Genomic DNA, 19,266 nt, shown 5'->3' on the forward strand with positions numbered 1-19,266 from the left:
TTTTCTATTTTGCAGTTTATCTAAGCACGAGATAAAAAGACAATCGTAAATTGTAAAAAGTTGTTACACAAAGATGTATAGATATCTAAACTTAATATGTATGTCTTATGTAATAATACGATAAATAAAACGATTCTAAGGAAGATTATGCTTGCACTTGATATGTTACTTAATCGACGTTCTCAACCGCGTTTAAACGCGCCAGCGCCAGCGGGTGATGTCCTTGACAATATTCTGCAAAGCGCATTTGCTGCTCCTGATCATAAATGCCTTCGACCTTGGCGCTTTATTGTATGTACCGGAGAAGGTTTGCATAAATTAGGAGAAATTTTTAAACAAGCCGCTATTAGAAATAATAAAGGGGCTGAATCCATTGAAAGGGCGCCTCAATTACCGCACCGAGCCCCAATGGTCATCGTGGCAATATGTGACCATAAAGAAGATCCCAAAATCCCGAGGGTAGAGCAAATCGCATCAACAGCATGTGCAGTTAATGCAATGCAAATGGCAGCTTTGGCTCAAGGCTACCAAGGAATATGGCGTACAGGATGGTATGCATGCGATGAACTTGTAAAACGTAGCTTAGACTGTAAATCAGATGATGAAATTTTAGGCTTTTTGTATTTAGGCAGTACGCCACTAAAAAGTATGCCGCGCCAACGAGTTGAGCAGGGCGATTTAGTCCAGTATTGGTCTTAGTCAATACTGGACTAACACCTTAACTTTCTATTTTAAATACTAAACCTGCATTTTTTGTTAAACGCTCTATTAGCGAGTGTCCCATGGCTGGTGCCGATGTGTAAAATCCGCCCTTAATGTCTGCTTGCATGTTTGCTAGGCAAATTGCGCTTTCAGTAATCATTCTAGACGTAGAACCATATCCGGGATCTAAATCTCCAGCAACACTAGCGCTATAGGTTTGTCCATTTTCATGTTCACCAATGAACAATACATCATAGAACCCATTTTCTCGTTCTTCTTTACTCGGGCCTTCTCCGGGTTTTGGGCCCTTGTCTCCAGATAAAGATTTATCATTGGCAACATGCTTTGCAATTGCTTCTCCCTTATCGCCTGGGCCTGTAAGCATCATTTCATCATATTGAAAATCTTTGCCATAAGCATAATCTAATAGATAGTTTGTTCGATGCACATTTTTGGTATTAATAGCTGCCATAATAAAAGGCGCGACCCATGAATTAAGAGATTCATCAAAGTAGGGTTTGTCGCCTCTAGGTTGTTCGGCCAACACATCTGATGTTGCTAATGAATAGGGATTAATTAGCGCTTTCATTAGACTAGGGTCTTGTTTTGCCGCAACTAATGTTGCCTTTAAGCTAGCGGCTGTGCCACCAGAGAAGGTACCTTGCATCTTGCGTACTCTGCCTTTTACATAATTCAGTGCTGTGCCAGTAGTGCTTTTAACATGGTCTTGTAAGGCAAATACACCCAAATCAAACGGTATAGAATCAAAACCACATGAGAAAACAATAACTGCTGAGGTTTCTATGGCGCGAGCTTGATATTTATTTATCATTTGATGCATCCAAGCCGGTTCACCGCATAAATCGACATAACCGGTGCCACTTTCGACGCAAGCATTGAGAAGTTTTTCGCCATAGAGTTGATAGGGCCCAACGGTGGTTAAAACAACTTTAGTATTAGCTACTAAGTTTGATAGCGCTTCATTGTCATCACTATCTGCGACAATCAAATCAATACTATCATCAATACCAAGTTCAGACTTTACATGTGCTAGTTTGTCAAGGCTACGGCCTGCCATTGCCCATTTGATATTCTCATCCGCTAGCGGTCCATTTTGGCCATAGAATTGATGTAAATATTCAGCTACTAATTTACCGGTGAAGCCTGTGCTACCAAACACCACTAAGTCATATTTCTTACTTGCTTGAGTCATGAGTTTTCCTATTTAGTTGTTATCACCATAGCTAATAACTATACGAAAGAAAGAAAAAAAGATAATTGATTAGGGTGATATATGCCTATTCACATTGATGTGCAAAGCAATAAAAAAGCGAGCCTATTGCTCGCTTTTTTGACATAAACTAAGGTGTTTACTTTTTCTCATGATGATGATGGTCGTCTTTAACCATTGCATCTTCATGATGGTGTTGATGTTCACTCTCGTGGCCGTCATCTCCATGATGATGCTCGTGCTCGTTGGCATGACCGTCTTTTCCATGATGATGCTCATGCTCGTTAGCATGGCCATCATCGCCGTGATGGTGCTCATGTTCGTTTGTGTGACCATCGTCTACGCCATGATGATGAGTGTGTTCACTATCATGTGCGTGATCGCCATGATGATGAGTTTCATCTTCTATATGGTTGGCAGCCGTATGATGGTGTTCGTATTCATTGGTGTGACCATCATCGCCATGATGATGCTCGTGCTCATTTGCATGACCGTCGTCACCATGATGATGCGCGTGTTCATTTGTATGTCCATCTTGACCATGATGATGCTCATGTTCAGTTTGATGACCATCATTACCATGATGATGAGCGTGAAGTTTATTTTCTACTTTATCATCCGGCGTAATGGCAAAACTTGAAGCTCCTATAGTCATGCCTGCAAGTAGCAAACTTAACGAAAGCATCTTACTTAGAGGAAAACCGGGTCTTATTGGTGTGTTCATATGTGTTCCTATGTGTCTGTGATGTAGTGTTTCTTGTGCTGTGTCACTCTTAACAATAGGCTGTTGAGGCAAATTTAACAAGCTAAAAGCAAAAGAAAACATGTATTTGCGACCTTAGTTCAATACCTTATTGATAGCTGATAATATAAGACTGATGTTGACCATAGGGTTTGCAGAAACACATCGTACCCATAGCCCAGATTGTGATTGATAACTTGAAAACATGCCATGAGGGAGCTGTTTTAAAAAAGTATGTGTGTCCATTAATGTAGGTCTAAATAGAAACACACCAGTTGTTGGTGTTGAATAAAGCTCTATATCGCTTCGTTGGCTTAGGGTTTTTGCAAGCTCAGAGGCGTTATCCATACATTTCTCTATTCGTTGTTCGAAACCTTTACTACCCCAAGCTAAAATTGTGGCAAGCAATGGAATCGCGCTTGCACCTCTTGAGCCTTGCACACCAATGTTTGGTGACGAAAGGTAGCCCGCATCAAGAGTAATAGCACTGTGAGCTGACTTGGGGTCCTTAAACAAAATAATAGCAGAACCCTTCGGTTGAAAGAGCCATTTGTGCGCTGAAACGCTAACTGAGTCCGCATTCTCAATTCCATCTAATAAGTGAGCATATCGCTCGCATAAGCGCAGTGGTCCACCCCATGCAGCATCAATATGGCACCATGCTGCTCGCCCTATAATTTCGCTTGAGTCAATTGCACCAGTTGATGTCGTTCCTGCATTTAATACTAGGCAAGCGTCGCTAATATCTTCAAGGCATGAAATATCAAGTTGACCTTGATTATTACATGGGATGAGTTCAAGACTCATGCCCAGTATCTTAGCTGATTTTTTTATACTTGAATGAGCGTGATGTGATGTGACGACTTTATTTATACCCTTTGTGTCTCTTGCTGCCCATAATGCAGTTAAATTGGCAATACTTGACCCACTGCACATATGGCCATCCTTCATACCAAAATATGGAGCAAGCCAATTGATTACAAGACGCTCAGCTTCTCCTGCAAAAGGGGAGGTTGCTTGGTGAAGTAAGTTTTGATTAAGGCTAGCATTCCACTGTGCTGTTGCCCAAGTAATCCAAGGGGTCGGGGGATCCATGTGGGCCATCGCATCAGGAGCACCAAGCATAGTGGCATGTTCAATGACATGCGAACTGAGTAACCTAAGAGCATGCTCTTCACCAAGCCCGATATCTGGAAACTCGATAGGTAAGGCTTCATTTTGTTTGCAAGGATTTTGTAGTAAGGATAAGGCACGTGCTAAGCCTTGATTGTAAGCAAAACTTGGATCAGTAGTTTTCATAATAGATTTAGAAGGCCTCAACAGTGTGTATGCTACTGTTCAATCTATCGTGTCTCATAAAAAAAGGCGAGATCACTCACCTTTTTTTACGTAATATTATTTAATTTAGCTAACGGTCACAATTTTACATACATTTGTTGCGCCTATAGTCTCCATTTTATCACCGTAGGTTAATATAAATTGGTCGCCAATATTCAATATGCCATTTTCTTTTAGTGCCACCACGACATCTGAGGTTAAAAAGCCTGGTTGACTTTTAGTCGTGTCGAAATACATCGGTTTTACACCTCTGTAAAGTGCCATAATATTCAGTGTTTGTGTATGTCTAGACATTGCGATAATGGGTAAAGAGGTAGTAATTCTTGACATCAGCTTTGGCGTTGTCCCACTTTCTGTTAAACCCACAATCGCCTTTATTGTACCTAGATGGTTTGCTGCATATACCGCCGCCATAGCAGTAGTTTCGCTTACATCGCTGAAGGCTTCATCGACTCTGTGTTTCGATATTTTAACACTTGGATGGGTTTCTGCGCCTTCACAAACTCGAGCCATTGCAGCAACTGTTTCAATTGGAAAATTACCTGCAGCAGTTTCAGCTGATAACATTACCGCATCAGTACCATCTAACACAGCGTTAGCAACATCCATGACTTCAGCACGAGTGGGCATAGGGCTTTCAATCATCGACTCCATCATCTGTGTCGCGGTAATAACAACTCTATTAAGTTGCCTAGAACGAGCGATTAATTTTTTTTGCACACCAACTAATTCGGCGTCCCCTATTTCTACACCTAAATCACCGCGCGCAACCATTACAGCATCTGATGCATGGATAATATCGTCCATTGCATCTTGTGAAGCAACTGTTTCTGCTCGCTCAACTTTAGCGCATATTTTAGCGAAGCATCCGGCTTCTTCGGCTAATTTTCGCGCATAATCCAAGTCTGCACCCGAGCGTGGGAATGATACGGCTAAATAATCAACTCTCATTTTTGCTGCAGTCACAATATCTTGTTTATCTTTTTCAGTAAGCGCCTCGGCGGATAAGCCACCACCAAGTCGATTAATGCCCTTGTTATTGGACAGTTTGCCTGCAACTGTAACCACCGTGTGAACTTTTTTGCCTAATACTTTTGTTACTCTTAGCTGGATTCTTCCATCATCTAATAAAAGAATATCATCTTTACTCACATCGTCAGGAAGCGCTTTGTAATCAATACCAACAGATTCTGCAGTGCCTGAGTAGGTATCTAATTCGGCGTCTAATATGAATGTTTGCCCCATTGTTAATGTGACAAAATCATTTTTAAATCGTGAGACTCTAATTTTAGGGCCTTGTAAGTCCCCTAAAATACCGACATATGTGCCCAAGCTATGAGCGACATCTCTGACCCGTTGTGCTCGTTGAATATGATCTTCTGCACTGCCATGTGAAAAGTTCATTCGCACAACATTTGCGCCTGCTTTGATAATCGCTTCAATCATTTCTGCGGAATCAGTAGCAGGGCCCAGTGTTGCGAGTATTTTTGTTCTACGAGACATTACATTTCTCTCTTGTTGTTGGGGTGATTAACATTGGTTTATTAGGGGCTAATTTTTGTGATATCGGGAGCTTCTTAAAGTATCTTTTACCCGTTTAAGGTTTTCTCGAAACTTGTTTCCTCTTCGAAGCGTAAAACCGGTCGCCAGTACATCAATCAAGGTCAGCTGTGCAATTCGTGACGCCATTGGCATATACAAATCGGTGTCTTCAGGAACCGCTAATGATAATACGTAGTTACACTCTTTGGCCAAAGGCGACTCAGCACTTGTGATCCCAATAACAGTTGCGTCATTTGCCCGAGCAATAGCTGCAATATCAACCAGACTTTTGGTGCGACCCGTATGGGAAATAAAAATCACAACATCACCTTCACGACTGTTCATACAACTCATGCGCTGCATCAAAATATCATCAAAATGTATTACTGGGACATTAAATCTAAAGAATTTGTTTACTGCATCTTTCGCGACAGAGGCTGATGCGCCTAAGCCGAAAAATGAGATGTTTCTCGCTTGAGTTAGTAAGTCAACTACGCGATTTACCATTGCTATATCAATTGATTGTCTGGCAACTTCAAGTGAAGCCATGGTGGATTCAAAAATCTTGTTAGTGTATTCATCAGGACTATCGAACTCATCAACATGACGATTAACGTACGGTGTGCCATTTGCCAAACTCTGGGCTAGGTGTAATTTAAAATCTGGGTAACCTTTAGTATCAAGGCGTCGACAAAAGCGGTTTACTGTAGGTTCGCTGACGTTGGACAGCTTTGCTAATGTGGCAATTGAAGAATGAATAGCGGATTGAGGATTGGCTAATATTACTTCTGCTACCTTCTTTTCAGACTTACTAAATTCAGTCATATCTTGCGATATTTTTTCTAGAATGTTCATTATTGAGTCTTTTTCGGATCAATTTTGCTTATATCTTACTGCTTATTTTCTATTTTGTCATATTTCTTGTAACTTTTTAACGAAATACTTGTAATTTTATTTAATATTCAGGGCTATTTTACCACGAAATAGTAAATAAATAGCGTCATGAAATTTGGATTTTAAGCCTATATAGTCTGTGCTTAGATAGCTATTTTTGTTTAACTATATGTATTTAAACAAAAAACTTGGCACTTCAAATGTTTTTTTTATTTTCGTTGCATCATAAAGGAATACAAATAAATTAATTGTAATTTTACTACATTTATAGTTAACTATAGGTATAAATTCGTCCCTTGCACGCGCACGACTTTACCCTGTACATGTAAGCGTAGCGTTCAACCGCACAAATGTTTGAGGCTACTATGGTCACACAATTAAAAAACGAACCCATTGATTTTGTCTTATTCGGTACGCTAGGGGATCTAGCTCGCCGAAAACTTCTACCAGCATTGTATCAACTTGAAAAAGCAGCGCTTTTGCATGATGGCTCAAAAATCATAGGGGTAGCTCGTCAACAACATACCTGTGATGAGTATAAAAACATCGTTAGAGAAAATATTGAAAAATTTATGGGTGAAGACATCTGCGAGGAAACATGGCTTCGCCTTACTCAACGTTTTGAATATGTTTCTATTGATATGGTCGACCCAAAAGCATATGTTGCTTTAAAAGAAAACGTCGATATTGAAAGGGTTATGGTTTGCTATTTTGCAACACCACCTTCCATTTTTGGTGATATTTGTAAAGGAATGGACGCCGCCAGTTTGATAGACGAAAGCGTTAGGGTGGTTTTAGAAAAACCAATTGGGCATGATTTAGATTCATCGAAAGTCATCAATGATCAGGTTGCTGCATTTTTCACCGAAAAACAGATTTATCGAATTGATCATTATTTAGGAAAAGAAACGGTGTTAAACCTTATTGCACTTCGTTTCGCTAATTCCATATTTGCAACCAATTGGGACCATAATTGCATCGACCATGTTCAGATAAGTGTAGCAGAGTCTGTCGGTATAGAAGGGCGTTGGGGCTACTTTGATGATGCTGGTCAAATGCGAGATATGGTTCAAAACCACTTATTACAAATACTATCACTTATCGCGATGGAGCCACCCGCTACACTCGATGCTGATAGTATTCGAGATGAAAAGTTAAAGGTACTGAAGGCACTTCGACCAATCAACGCATCAAACGTAGCGTCAAAAACGGTTCGCGGGCAATATGTGTCAGGTTTTGTTGCAGGTGAAGAAGTGCCTTATTACTTAGAAGAGCCTGAAGCAAATCAACAAAGTAGAACGGAAACCTTTGTTGCAATTAAAGCGGAAATCGACAACTGGCGTTGGGCGGGTGTGCCGTTTTTCTTAAGAACGGGTAAAAGGCTTCCAACAAAAGTGAGCGAAATTGTTATTTACTTCAAACGTCAACCTCATAATCTATTTGGAGATAGCTTTACATCTTTACCTCCAAATAAGTTGGTCATTAGATTGCAACCTGATGAAGGGGTTGAGGTTACAGTAATGAACAAAGTACCTGGGCTTACTAGTAAAGGTTCGATGGGCTTACAAAAAAGCACCTTAGATTTAAGTTTTTCAGAAGAGTTTGCTGGAGCGCGCATAGCGGATGCTTACGAAAAACTACTTTTAGAGGTCATGATAGGTAATCAAGCCCTGTTTGTTAGACGAGACGAAGTAGAACAGGCATGGCATTGGGTTGATTCTATTCTTGATGCTTGGCAAGCGAACAACGAATCACCTGAACCATATCAAGCGGGCACGTGGGGCCCTGTCTCATCTATAGGTTTGTTAGCACGAGAAGAGCGTAGTTGGTATGAGAGCAAAATAAAACATAAAAGGTCTTCATAATGTCTTTGCATGTAAAAGCGTTTTCAACAAGTGATGATTTAAACCAGGCGTTTAGTGCCCAAATTGTCGACATTTTGCAACAAGCAATTGTACAAAATAACAGTGCAACTATTGCCGTTAGTGGTGGGTCGACACCCAAGGCATTGTTTAACCTTTTATCAAAGCAGTCACTTGATTGGTCAAAGGTAACTATTACGCTTGTTGACGATAGATGGTTACCAGCTGACCATGTTGATAGTAACCAAAAATTAGTCAGCGAAAACTTGCTTGTTAACGAAGCTAGTAAAGCTACATTTAGCAGCTTAACTAATCAATACGACACTCCTTTCACCCAAGAATCCGTTATTTCTAAGCGTGTAGACGATATCACCAACTCATTTGATATTGTTATTTTGGGTATGGGAGAAGATGGTCATACTGCTTCGTTGTTTCCGTGTAGTGAACAGATCGAAGAGGGCCTCAATTTGGACCGAACCTTAAGTGTTATCGCTACTCAACCAACAACAGCGCCTTATCAGCGTATATCAATGTCACTTGTGACTATACTCAAAGCGAAACATATCTTTTTACATTTGGTTGGGCAGAAGAAAAAGACGTCTTAGAAGATGCCTTAGCCAATTATTCAATCATAGAAAAGCCGATTAAAGCGGTTGCAGAAAAAGCAGAATTAACGCTTATGTGGGCAAAATAAAAGAGGTTTTTATGAACACCTTAATTCAAGAAGTTACCGAACGAATTATTCAACGCAGTAAGGTCAGTCGCGCTGCTTATCTAGCAAAAATTGAGCAGGCCAGAAAACAAGGTCCACACAGAGGTGCTTTGTCGTGTGGTAATTTAGCACACGGGTTTGCGGCATGTGGTAAAGACGATAAAGCTGATTTGCGTTCAATGACCAAAGCGAATATCGCCATACTCTCATCTTATAACGATATGCTAAGTGCACATCAACCATATGAAAACTATCCTCAAATACTTAAAAAAGCGATTGCAGAAGTAGGTAGTGTGGCGCAGTTTGCAGGTGGTGTTCCAGCAATGTGTGACGGCGTAACTCAAGGTAATGCCGGTATGGAACTTAGTCTCATGAGTCGAGATAACATTGCGATGGGAGCCGCTGTAGGCTTATCTCACAATATGTTTGACGGAACATTGATGATGGGGATTTGTGACAAAATTGTACCTGGTTTATTGTTAGGAGGATTAAGTTTCGGGCATTTACCAACCGTGTTTGTGCCAGCAGGGCCCATGCCTTCAGGATTGCCTAATAAAGAAAAGGCAAGAATCAGACAGCAATTTGCAGAAGGTAAGGTCGGTAGGGATGCGTTACTTGACGCAGAGTCGGCCTCTTATCACTCTGCGGGTACTTGTACGTTTTATGGAACTGCAAACTCAAATCAACTCGTGGTGGAAGTTATGGGATTGCATTTACCCGGGGCGTCGTTTGTAAACCCAGGCACAGAACTTCGAGACGCACTTACCAAAGCAGCGGCTAGGCAAGTAACCAGACTCACAGATTTAGGTGATAACTATATGCCAATTGGCCATATTGTCGATGCTAAATCAATGGTGAATGGCATTGTAGCGCTATTGGCAACGGGTGGTTCAACGAACCACACAATGCATTTAGTGGCGGTTGCCAGAGCTGCGGGCTTGATTGTTACGTGGGACGACTTTGCCGATTTATCCAAAGCAACGCCATTAATAACGCGAATATATCCAAATGGCTCTGCAGATATTAACCACTTTACTGCTGCAGGCGGAATGTCTCTGTTAATCAGACAGTTGTTAGACAAAGGTTTGGTCCATAACGATGTCAATACAATTTGCGGTGAAGGACTGTCGCGCTATACGCAAGAACCAAAACTTAAAGACGGAGAGTTGTCATGGGAAGAAGGAGCCATGGAATCCTTTGATAAAGAAGTATTGGCAGATATTAACGAACCATTTAAGAAAGACGGAGGCTTGTCAGTACTAGACGGAAACTTAGGTAGAGCGGTCATGAAAACCTCTGCTCTACGTGAGCCAATTTGCAAGATAAAAGCCCCTGCGGTTGTGTTTGATGACCAATATGCATTAGATGACGCATTTAATTCAGGTAAGTTAAACAAAGATTGTGTCGTTGTTGTTCGCTTCCAAGGCCCAGCAGCGATTGGCATGCCAGAGCTTCATAGACTTACGCCGCCTTTGGGGGTATTGCAAGATCGCGGTTATAAAGTCGCGTTGGTGACAGATGGCAGAATGTCTGGGGCGTCTGGCAAAGTGCCTGCAGCTATTCATTTGACTCCAGAGGCGTTTAAAGGCGGGTTGATTGCAAAAGTACATGATGGCGACTTGATTGAAATCGATACATCAACAGGGGAAATGGTTTTGCACGTTGATGCTCAAGAGCTTAACGCCAGAAAAGCCGCTACGCTTGATTTAACAAGTAGTCATCAAGGTATGGGCAGAGAATTATTTGCGGGTATGCGCTCAACATTGACGGGGGCTGAACAAGGCGCTTGTTCACTGTTTGTTGAGCAAGACAGACTAGATAATGGCATGCTTTAAAATGATCACGACAAACAATAAAGTAGGCCCCCGTTTTGTTGCTGATGTTGGCGGCACTAATATCCGGCTAGCCCTAGTCGAAAATGGACGTATCTCGCGCATTGAAAAATTTTTGTGTAAAGACTTTGATACCATAGAAGATGCTGTTTTACATTTTCAAACCCTAGTCAAGGTGACAGCATTTAGAGCAGGATGTATTGCAATTGCATGCCCTGTTGGTGACGATTTAGTGGAAATGACCAATCATACTTGGGTATTTTCCAAACTGGCTTTGCAAAAACAGTTAAATCTTGAAGCCCTATTTGTCATTAACGATTTTACAGCCGTTGCCCACTCGTTGCCCACATTAAATCATAACCAACTGGCTCAATTAGGTGGTGGACATGCCAAAGAGCAAGGGAATATTGCTGTTTTTGGCCCTGGCACTGGTTTGGGCGTTGAGCATTTAACGTTTGCCTCACAAGGCTGGCACACATTAGATGGTGAAGGTGGGCATGTTGATTTTGCTCCTACTGATGAGCAAGATGTAATCATTTGGCAGTACCTGTATCGCAAGTATGGAAGAGCTTCTGCCGAAGAGGTGCTGTCAGGGCGGGGTATAGTGAATATTTACAATGCTTTTTGCGAGCATGACAATGTTGTACCAAAGTTTTCTCAGCCCTCAGAAATTACAAAAGCAGGGCTAGATGCTTCAGATCAGCAAGCACTTAATTCGATTACCCAGTTTTGTCGTGTTATGGGTAGCTTTGCTGGAAATTTAGCGTTAAATCTATGCACAACTGGTGGCATCTTCATTGGTGGAGGCGTTATTAGTAAGCTTGAGTCTTTCTTTATCCAAAGTGATTTTAGGGAAAAGTTCGAGGCTAAAGGTGACTTTGCTCATTACGTAAAAGATATACCCACATATTTAATCAAAGAACCTGATCATGGCTTATTAGGGGCTTTAGCTTTTTTAACACAACAAACTCAGAGAATAAAAGATGATGAATAATTGGAAAATAAGTCCAGCAGATGTTTTTAGCCAAGGTCCAGTGGTTCCAGTGTTGGTTATAGACAAAGTTGAAGATGCAGTTCCTATTGCTGAAGCTTTGATTTGTGGTGGTATTACTGTGCTTGAGGTAACCCTAAGAACTCAAGCTGCAATGAGTGTCATTGAAGAGATTGCCAGTAAAATTCCAGAGGCATATATTGGCGCTGGCACGGTCACCAATGCTGAGCAACTAGCTGCGGTTACCAACGCAGGCGCTAAATTTGCTATTAGTCCAGGACTAACAGCTGATCTCTTAAAAGCGGGGAAAGAAGGCTCAATTCCACTAATTCCTTAGCGTATCAAATATCTCAGACTTAATGAAAGCAAATGATGCAGGCTATGATCATTTGAAGTTTTTCCCAGCAGAAGCCGCTGGCGGAGTCAAAGCACTCAAATCAATTGGTGGTCCATTCCCAAACACTGTGTTTTGTCCAACCGGTGGTATTAGTTTAAGCAATTATAAAGAGTATTTGGCGCTATCAAATGTTAGATGCGTCGGCGGTTCATGGTTGGCGCCGACAGACGCCATTGAGAAAAAAGACTGGGCGACAATTACAACATTAGCAAAACAAGTCACTGAAAAGTAACATCAGTTGCGACATCGCAGCTTGGTAAACGTCGTCAGAATTATGCGATTACTTGTACCAAGCTGTGTTGCTCGCCAGCTTTTAACAAAATAGGAGTAACATTAGCCGCCTCAATACACAACATGTCTTCAAAATCATTGTCATCCATGTCTATCAAATTTCTTGATTTTGCCACCCAAGGATTCCATATGACAATCTCAGAGTGCCCAGACTGCAAACATATGCGTGTGCATTTGCTGTGCTCATCACTAAGTGTAATATTTTGGTGTGATTGCATTAAATACTGAGTATTAAATGTAATTTCTTGCTCGCTAAGGTTTGCTTCGTGAATACGATCAGTTTCACTGTTAATTTTATAAGGGGGAACAATCGCTTTTTGCTGGCATGTTTTCACTTTGTTAAAAAAAGCTGTCTCAACACCTTGTATCAGTGTACGTCGAATATCATTCACCTTAAAATAAGTATGCAAAGCTTGTGATATAGATACGCAGCTGTCTCCATTATTTTTGGTCATAAGACACACTTCTAAAGTATCTGACACTACAATTATAAGGCGTAATGCAAGTGCGGCGTACTTTTGATGATTCATAATAGCTGGGAAAGTAAGTTCAACAGTGCTTTTGACCTTAATACCATTTACTTGTTCGTGTTCAACGCTGACTAATTGCCAATCAGTGTCTCTGACTAAACCGTGATTAGCTTGCTGGCTGTCAGTGGGATGAGGGCCAAACCATGGCCAGCATATTGGTATACCGCCTCTAATAGGACTTTGCTGGTCAAATATCGCTTTACTGCTTAACCATAACCGTTCAGCGTTATCATGCTTTGGTATAAATGATAAAACCTGCCCACCAAATAAACTAATACTGGTTTTTCCACGCGCATTTTCAACATGCAACATATTGTCTTTTGATATTACCGATGCATTCATGTCAATTCCTTGGTAAAATAAATCGTCTAGGGCCATTGTTCCTAGCCACAAAAAAGCCTGCGTATGCAGGCTTTTATCACTAAGCTATCATTTATTTCGAAATGTGGGCAACTAAATCTAGGACTCGATTAGAGTAGCCCATCTCATTGTCATACCAAGCGACAACTTTTACAAAGTTCTGCGTTAGGGCAATTCCTGCTTTCGCATCAAAAATTGAAGAATGTTTATCACCAATAAAGTCTTGTGAAACCACTTCATCTTCAGTGTAAGCCAAAATACCAGATAGCGTAGTTTGAGATGCGTGTTTCATGGTTTTACAAATATCATCATAACTAACTGCTTTGGCAAGGTTTACCGTCAAATCAACAACCGATACATCTGCCGTTGGCACTCTAAACGCCATCCCAGTTAGTTTACCATTTAAGCTTGGGATAACTTTTCCAACTGCTTTTGCCGCACCGGTTGATGATGGAATAATGTTTTGTAAAGCGCCTCGACCGCCTCTCCAATCTTTATGTGATGGGCCATCTACTGTTTTTTGAGTCGCCGTTGTCGCATGAACCGTCGTCATTAATCCATCGACAATGCCAAATTCATCATGCAGTACTTTTGCAAGGGGGGCTAAGCAATTAGTTGTGCACGATGCGTTCGACACAATAGTTTGTCCATCATATTCTTCATGATTAACGCCCATTACAAACATAGGAGTATCATCTTTACTGGGCGCTGACATGACTACTTTTTTTGCGCCTGCAAGAAGATGGTCATTCGCTGTCTCAGAGTTTAAAAATAAGCCAGTTGATTCGACAATCACTTGCGCGCCAACTTTGTCCCATGCTAACTGACGTGGATCCCTTTCACTGCTTACTCTTATGGTCTTTCCATTTACCTGTAAGTTGCCATCCACTACTTCAACATCACCATCGAAACGGCCATGAGTAGAGTCGTATTTAAGCATGTAAGCGATGTATTCAATATCCAACAAATCATTAATAGCGACTACTTCAATATCGCTTCGTTGAGTAGATGCACGCAATACTAAACGTCCGATTCTGCCAAAGCCATTAATACCTATTTTAGTTGTCATAAACACCTCTTGGGTCGTATTTGCATTTCTAATATGAAATTATATTACGAAAATTATGCACAATTAGCCCACAACATTCAATATTATTTGATAATAATGTTGTTTTATTACATAAAGCATGGTGTACAATGTCATTGCAATCGTATTCAAAAAGAATAGTCTCTACTAACAGCGTCGAAGCAAGTTAGTATAGGATGTTGTTTTGCTTACTAAAGTGGCAAGACTCATTTACTTGCACTAAAATGGCTTAATCGATTTAGCTTTGTACAAAAATATCACTGTGAGTATATTCTTGTTGATTATCGTGAATATTGCAGGCAAGCCAGTTTTACTTGGAAAAAGCACCATGAACACACTGATAGACTATCTTTTAAAAGATAAAAATATTGATTCTGAATATATCGATGCTTGGGGAAAACCTGCAAAAATTGATAAAGAAAATCAAGCTAAAATGCTAAGCGCGATGGGCTATTCATTACATGATTCACAAGCGCTAGAACATGAACTAGAAGATGAGATTGCTCAAAGATGGTCCGATGCATTACCTAAAGTACTGGTCGCCAGAAAATCCCAAGAAGCGACTATTTGCATCAAAATCAACATTCAAGATGCAACAAAATTACACACCATAAAGATACAAAGTGAAACTAATAAAGTTACCATTTTTAAGTTTAGACCCGTTGAACAGACATTAGTTGATGCTCAAGTTGTTGATGAGATAGAAGTACACGCTTACGAACTTGTCTTGCCTAATATAAAAGAGTTGGGGTACCACACGCTTGAATTACTATATGGGCGTAAAAAAATTGCAAAATGTCGTTTAATAATCGCGCCTGACGCTTGTTATATACCGACAACTATCAAACGTGGCAAAAAAATCTGGGGTTTGAGTGTACAATTATATTGCATAAAAAGCCGTCGCAACTGGGGAATTGGCGATTTCACTGACCTACTTTATTTAATTGAAAAATCAGCCTCCCGCGGGGCGGATTTTATTGGTTTGAACCCTATCCACGCACTATATCCAGCTTGCCCTGAACTTTGTAGCCCATATGGCCCAAGTTCTAGACGATGGATTAACTACCTATATATTGATGTTGAAAAAGTTCCCGGCTTTGAGTCTGATCTAGTACAGTCTTGGTTTCGTGAAAACACAATATCAAGTGAGTTGTCGTCACTAAGAAATGAAGAGTTAGTAAATTATGAAGGTGTTGCCGACATTAAACTCAAAGCCTTGAAGATGTGTTTTGTTGTTGCTCAAAAACAATACCTCAAAGCGTCGCAAGCGAAGGGTAAGGCTTTCAATAAATTTGTGCTTGAGGGTGGTGAAAGCCTAAAAAACCAAGCTGTTTTTGAAGCGCTGCAAATGCAACTTAAAGAGCAGGGGAAAGACTACTGGGGATGGCCCGCTTTTCCCAAAGAATATGCCAGTGCTGACTTACCTGCGGTGCAAAAGTTTGCAAAGCAAAATCAAAATGACGTCGATTTTCATCTTTTTTTGCAATGGCAAGCAGCTGAGCAGTTTGAATTTGCTAGTCGGTTCTCGGTGAAAAGTGGTATGGAAATCGGTTTATATCGCGACTTAGCGGTTGGTGTAAGCGAAGGTAGTGCTGAGATTTGGGGTAACCAAACGCTGTACTGTTCTGATATTAGTGTAGGTGCTCCGCCAGATATATTAGGCCCATTGGGTCAAAAATGGGGCTTGCCTCCAATGAATCCGACTGTGTTAAAAGAACAAGCTTATCAGCCCATCATTGATTTGTTCGCTGATAATATGAAAGGAAGTGGTGCGCTGAGAATCGACCATGTTATGGCTTTGCTTCGACTATGGTGGGTACATAAAGATGACGATGCAACAAAAGGTGCATATATAAATTATCCAGTAGATGACTTGCTCGCTATATTAGCGCTAGAAAGTGTAAGGCATAAAAGTGTGGTAATCGGAGAAGATTTAGGTACAGTCCCACAAGCCATTAGAGCTAAATTGGAAGAAAATGGTATGTATTCTTATCGTCTCTTTTTCTTCGAACAAGCTCAAGATGGAGGTTTTTATTCACCGTCGCATTATCCTGAACAATCAATGGCAACCTTAACAACTCATGATATGCCGACGTTGATAGGGTTTTGGCACTGTGATGATCTTGCCTTGGGCAAAGACGTGGGCCTATACCCAGATGCTCAAGTATTATCTGAACTGTACGATATTCGTCATGAAAATAAGCAGCAAATATTAAATACCTTACATGGTCATTATTCGATCTGTGACTCAATCAGTCGTGATGTGAATTATGTCGGTATGAGCACTAGCTTAAATTATGGGATGCAAACCCATATGGCGAAAGGCTCAAGTGCTCTTTTAAGTTTGCAGTTAGAAGATTGGCTACAAATGGACAAACCGGTGAATATTCCAGGGACGTTTAACGAATATCCTAATTGGCGTCGCAAATTGACACACAACATTGAAGATATTTTTGACAAGCCAGAGGTTCAGAAGCTTACTCACGACTTGACGCAATTGCGAAAACAAGCAAGTATTAAGGCATAACACAACGGGATTGGTCATGAATTACCAACAAGCATTAGCCAACGGTCAAATGGCAAATCCCTTTGCCTTGTTAGGCTGGCAAGAAGGCGAAAATAGCGCAAAGATTAACATTTGGTTTGAACAAGCCTTAAGCATCAAAGTTGTGTGTTTAAATACGCATGAACATATCGCTCAACTACACAAAAATGAAGATGGGTTTTTCAGCGTAGAGCTTAAAGGCAACGATGCAAAGTATCGTCCTTACCGCGTTTGTTCGATTACTCCTCAAGGCGAATACACTTACATTGACCCCTATCAATTTGCAAACGAAGCCTATCATGCAGTCCATTTTATTGATCATAGTGCCGAAAACCTATATCGACAAGCGGGTGCGCAACTAACGCAAACAGATAGTGGCGTTAAAGGTGTGAGGTTTGCTGTATTTGCACCAAACGCGAGCACGGTAAGCGTTATTGGGGATTTTAATCACTGGGATAATAAACGTCACTTGATGCAAAAAACCGACTTGGGATACTGGGTGCTATTTATTCCTGAGCTAAAAGCTGGTGACCTATACAAGTACTCGGTTAAAGACGAGGAGGGTCAACAACTTCCTGATAAATCTGATCCGCTTGGGTTTAGTCAACACCAATATCCGTCTCACGCATCAGTTGTGTATGATCATGATGCATATAAATGGCAAGATGAGAAATGGCATCAGCAAAAGCCCGATAGTGCTTATCAACAAGCGATGAGTATCTATGAAGTGCATTTGGGATCTTGGAAACGACCATTTGCCAACAACAATCAATACCTAAGTTACCGAGAACTTGTGGACGAGCTAATCGCTTATGCCAAGAGCATGGCTTACACACATATAGAGGTGTTGCCAATAAGTGAATATCCTTTTGATGGGTCGTGGGGATATCAACCAGTAGGTTTATTTGCCCCAACTAGCCGTTTTGGCTCTCCGGATGACTTTAAATATTTTGTTGATAAATGCCACCAAAGCAAGCTTGGCGTTATTCTTGATTGGGTGCCGGCGCACTTTCCAGAAGACGGCCATGGTTTAGCGCGTTTTGATGGTAGCCATGTATATGAATATGAGGATCCAAAAAAAGGGTGGCATCCAGATTGGAACTCTTGTATTTATGATTACGGCAAAAAAGAAGTAAGGCAGTTTTTAGTCGCCAACGCACTTTATTGGTTTGATAAATTTAAAGTAGATGGCATAAGAGTTGATGCGGTAGCTTCCATGCTGTACTTAGATTATTCGCGACATGATGGCCAATGGATACCAAACGTTGATGGAGGTAATCATAACTACGAAGCAATTAGTCTCTTACAGTGGATGAATACCGAAGTTTATCGTCAATATCCAAAAGCAATAACAATTGCTGAAGAGTCAACATCATTTGCAGGCGTATCAAAACCTGTTTCTCAAGGTGGCTTAGGCTTTGGTTTTAAGTGGAACATGGGGTGGATGCATGATGCATTAAATTACATTGAAAAAGACCCCGCCTATCGTCGATATCATCATTCTCAGCTAACCTTTTCAATGGTTTATGCATTCGACGAAAACTTTGTGCTACCCATATCACATGATGAGGTTATTCATGGTAAAGGGGCTATGTTGCAAAAAATGCCGGGAGATGAATGGCAAAAATTTGCAAACTTGCGAAGTTTCTATGGTTTTATGTTTGGTCATCCAGGAAAGAAATTACAATTTATGGGGAATGAGTTTGGCCAAAGAACAGAATGGAACCATGATTCTCAACTTGCGTGGGAATTAGTGCCAAATGCACAAGCGCAATTAAGCAAACATGAAATTCAGATATCGTCTGCTCACGAGGGTATGTTATCGCTTTATAGGGATTTAAATACGTTGTATCAAGACCACAGTGCACTTCATCAGCTTGATCATGAGCAAGCTGGTTTTTGTTGGTTAGATTTGCATAATGAGCATGATTCTGTTCTGGCATTTGCCAGATTTTCTAGCGCTCCAGAAGACTTAATCGTTGTGCTTTGCAACTTTACGCCAAGCGTACATCATCATTATACGCTAGGTGTGCCTCAAGAAGGTGAATATAAGGTGTTATTAAACACTGATGAGAGCCGATACGGTGGTTCGCAATTTCCAATAGATTCGTCCTATAATACTAAAGCTGTGCAAAGTCATGGGTTTGAAAACAGTATAGATATCAAGATTCCGCCCCTATCGACCGTCTTTTTTAAAAAATGTAAATAAC

Annotated in this window: 14 protein-coding genes and 1 pseudogene; 8 read left to right on the forward strand and 7 right to left on the reverse strand. The window is 40.8% G+C overall.

Annotated elements, in window-relative coordinates; genetic code table 11:
* The first annotated feature begins 147 nt into the window (after window positions 1-147).
* Complete coding sequence (locus ACZ1G6_RS06035; RefSeq protein WP_472618484.1) at window positions 148-699, forward strand: NAD(P)H nitroreductase; 552 nt, start codon at window positions 148-150, stop codon at window positions 697-699.
* Between the two features lie 19 nt (window positions 700-718).
* On the opposite strand, the gene ACZ1G6_RS06040 is transcribed toward ACZ1G6_RS06035, so the two are convergent.
* From ACZ1G6_RS06040 to ACZ1G6_RS06060, 5 genes are all read right to left on the reverse strand, one after another.
* Complete coding sequence (locus ACZ1G6_RS06040) at window positions 719-1,915, reverse strand: saccharopine dehydrogenase family protein (RefSeq protein WP_472618485.1); 1,197 nt, start codon at window positions 1,913-1,915, stop codon at window positions 719-721.
* 157 nt (window positions 1,916-2,072) lie between these two features.
* Entirely contained in the window at window positions 2,073-2,657 is a 585-nt protein-coding gene (locus ACZ1G6_RS06045; RefSeq protein ID WP_472618486.1) for a hypothetical protein, read from the reverse strand.
* A 114-nt stretch (window positions 2,658-2,771) separates the two neighbouring features.
* A complete protein-coding gene (locus ACZ1G6_RS06050) occupies window positions 2,772-3,974 on the reverse strand; it encodes a pyridoxal phosphate-dependent decarboxylase family protein (RefSeq protein WP_472618487.1) in 1,203 nt (400 codons plus the stop codon).
* A 105-nt stretch (window positions 3,975-4,079) separates the two neighbouring features.
* Window positions 4,080-5,516, reverse strand: a complete 1,437-nt coding sequence (gene pyk, locus ACZ1G6_RS06055) for a pyruvate kinase (RefSeq protein ID WP_472618488.1) — start codon at window positions 5,514-5,516, stop codon at window positions 4,080-4,082.
* A 48-nt stretch (window positions 5,517-5,564) separates the two neighbouring features.
* Window positions 5,565-6,410 (reverse strand): MurR/RpiR family transcriptional regulator, encoded by an 846-nt coding sequence (locus ACZ1G6_RS06060; RefSeq protein ID WP_472618489.1) that lies wholly within the window; start codon window positions 6,408-6,410, stop codon window positions 5,565-5,567.
* A 404-nt stretch (window positions 6,411-6,814) separates the two neighbouring features.
* Between ACZ1G6_RS06060 and zwf the strand changes: the two genes are divergently transcribed.
* The 5 genes and pseudogenes from zwf (at window position 6,815) to ACZ1G6_RS06085 (ending at window position 12,475) form a co-directional block, all read left to right on the forward strand.
* The gene (zwf, locus tag ACZ1G6_RS06065) at window positions 6,815-8,314 is read left to right on the forward strand and encodes a glucose-6-phosphate dehydrogenase (RefSeq protein WP_472618490.1); all 1,500 of its coding nucleotides are present in this window, start codon (window positions 6,815-6,817) and stop codon (window positions 8,312-8,314) included.
* The gene (gene pgl / locus ACZ1G6_RS06070) at window positions 8,314-8,916 is read left to right on the forward strand and encodes a 6-phosphogluconolactonase (RefSeq protein WP_472618491.1); all 603 of its coding nucleotides are present in this window, start codon (window positions 8,314-8,316) and stop codon (window positions 8,914-8,916) included. The genes zwf and pgl overlap by 1 nt, the downstream gene beginning before the upstream one ends.
* A 100-nt stretch (window positions 8,917-9,016) precedes the next feature.
* Window positions 9,017-10,858: a phosphogluconate dehydratase gene (edd, locus tag ACZ1G6_RS06075; protein WP_472618492.1), complete on the forward strand. Its 1,842-nt coding sequence runs from the start codon at window positions 9,017-9,019 to the stop codon at window positions 10,856-10,858.
* A 1-nt stretch (window position 10,859) separates the two neighbouring features.
* Entirely contained in the window at window positions 10,860-11,849 is a 990-nt protein-coding gene (gene glk, locus ACZ1G6_RS06080) for a glucokinase (RefSeq protein WP_472618493.1), read from the forward strand.
* Window positions 11,839-12,475 (forward strand): annotated as a pseudogene (locus ACZ1G6_RS06085) (bifunctional 4-hydroxy-2-oxoglutarate aldolase/2-dehydro-3-deoxy-phosphogluconate aldolase). The gene glk and the pseudogene ACZ1G6_RS06085 overlap by 11 nt, the downstream one beginning before the upstream one ends.
* Before the next feature lie 40 nt (window positions 12,476-12,515).
* Here ACZ1G6_RS06085 and ACZ1G6_RS06090 read toward each other — a convergent pair.
* Window positions 12,516-13,406, reverse strand: a complete 891-nt coding sequence (locus ACZ1G6_RS06090) for a D-hexose-6-phosphate mutarotase (RefSeq protein ID WP_472618494.1) — start codon at window positions 13,404-13,406, stop codon at window positions 12,516-12,518.
* Between the two features lie 91 nt (window positions 13,407-13,497).
* Complete coding sequence (gap, locus tag ACZ1G6_RS06095; RefSeq protein WP_472618495.1) at window positions 13,498-14,493, reverse strand: type I glyceraldehyde-3-phosphate dehydrogenase; 996 nt, start codon at window positions 14,491-14,493, stop codon at window positions 13,498-13,500.
* Window positions 14,494-14,839: 346 nt separating this feature from the next.
* Here gap and malQ point away from each other — a divergent pair, with 346 nt between their 5' ends.
* Together malQ and glgB are read left to right on the forward strand one after the other, a co-directional pair.
* Entirely contained in the window at window positions 14,840-17,038 is a 2,199-nt protein-coding gene (gene malQ / locus ACZ1G6_RS06100) for a 4-alpha-glucanotransferase (RefSeq protein WP_472618496.1), read from the forward strand.
* A gap of 16 nt (window positions 17,039-17,054) precedes the next feature.
* The gene (gene glgB / locus ACZ1G6_RS06105) at window positions 17,055-19,265 is read left to right on the forward strand and encodes a 1,4-alpha-glucan branching protein GlgB (protein WP_472618497.1); all 2,211 of its coding nucleotides are present in this window, start codon (window positions 17,055-17,057) and stop codon (window positions 19,263-19,265) included.
* Window position 19,266: the final 1 nt, after the last annotated feature.

This window comes from Glaciecola sp. HA4-3 (assembly GCF_055693685.1).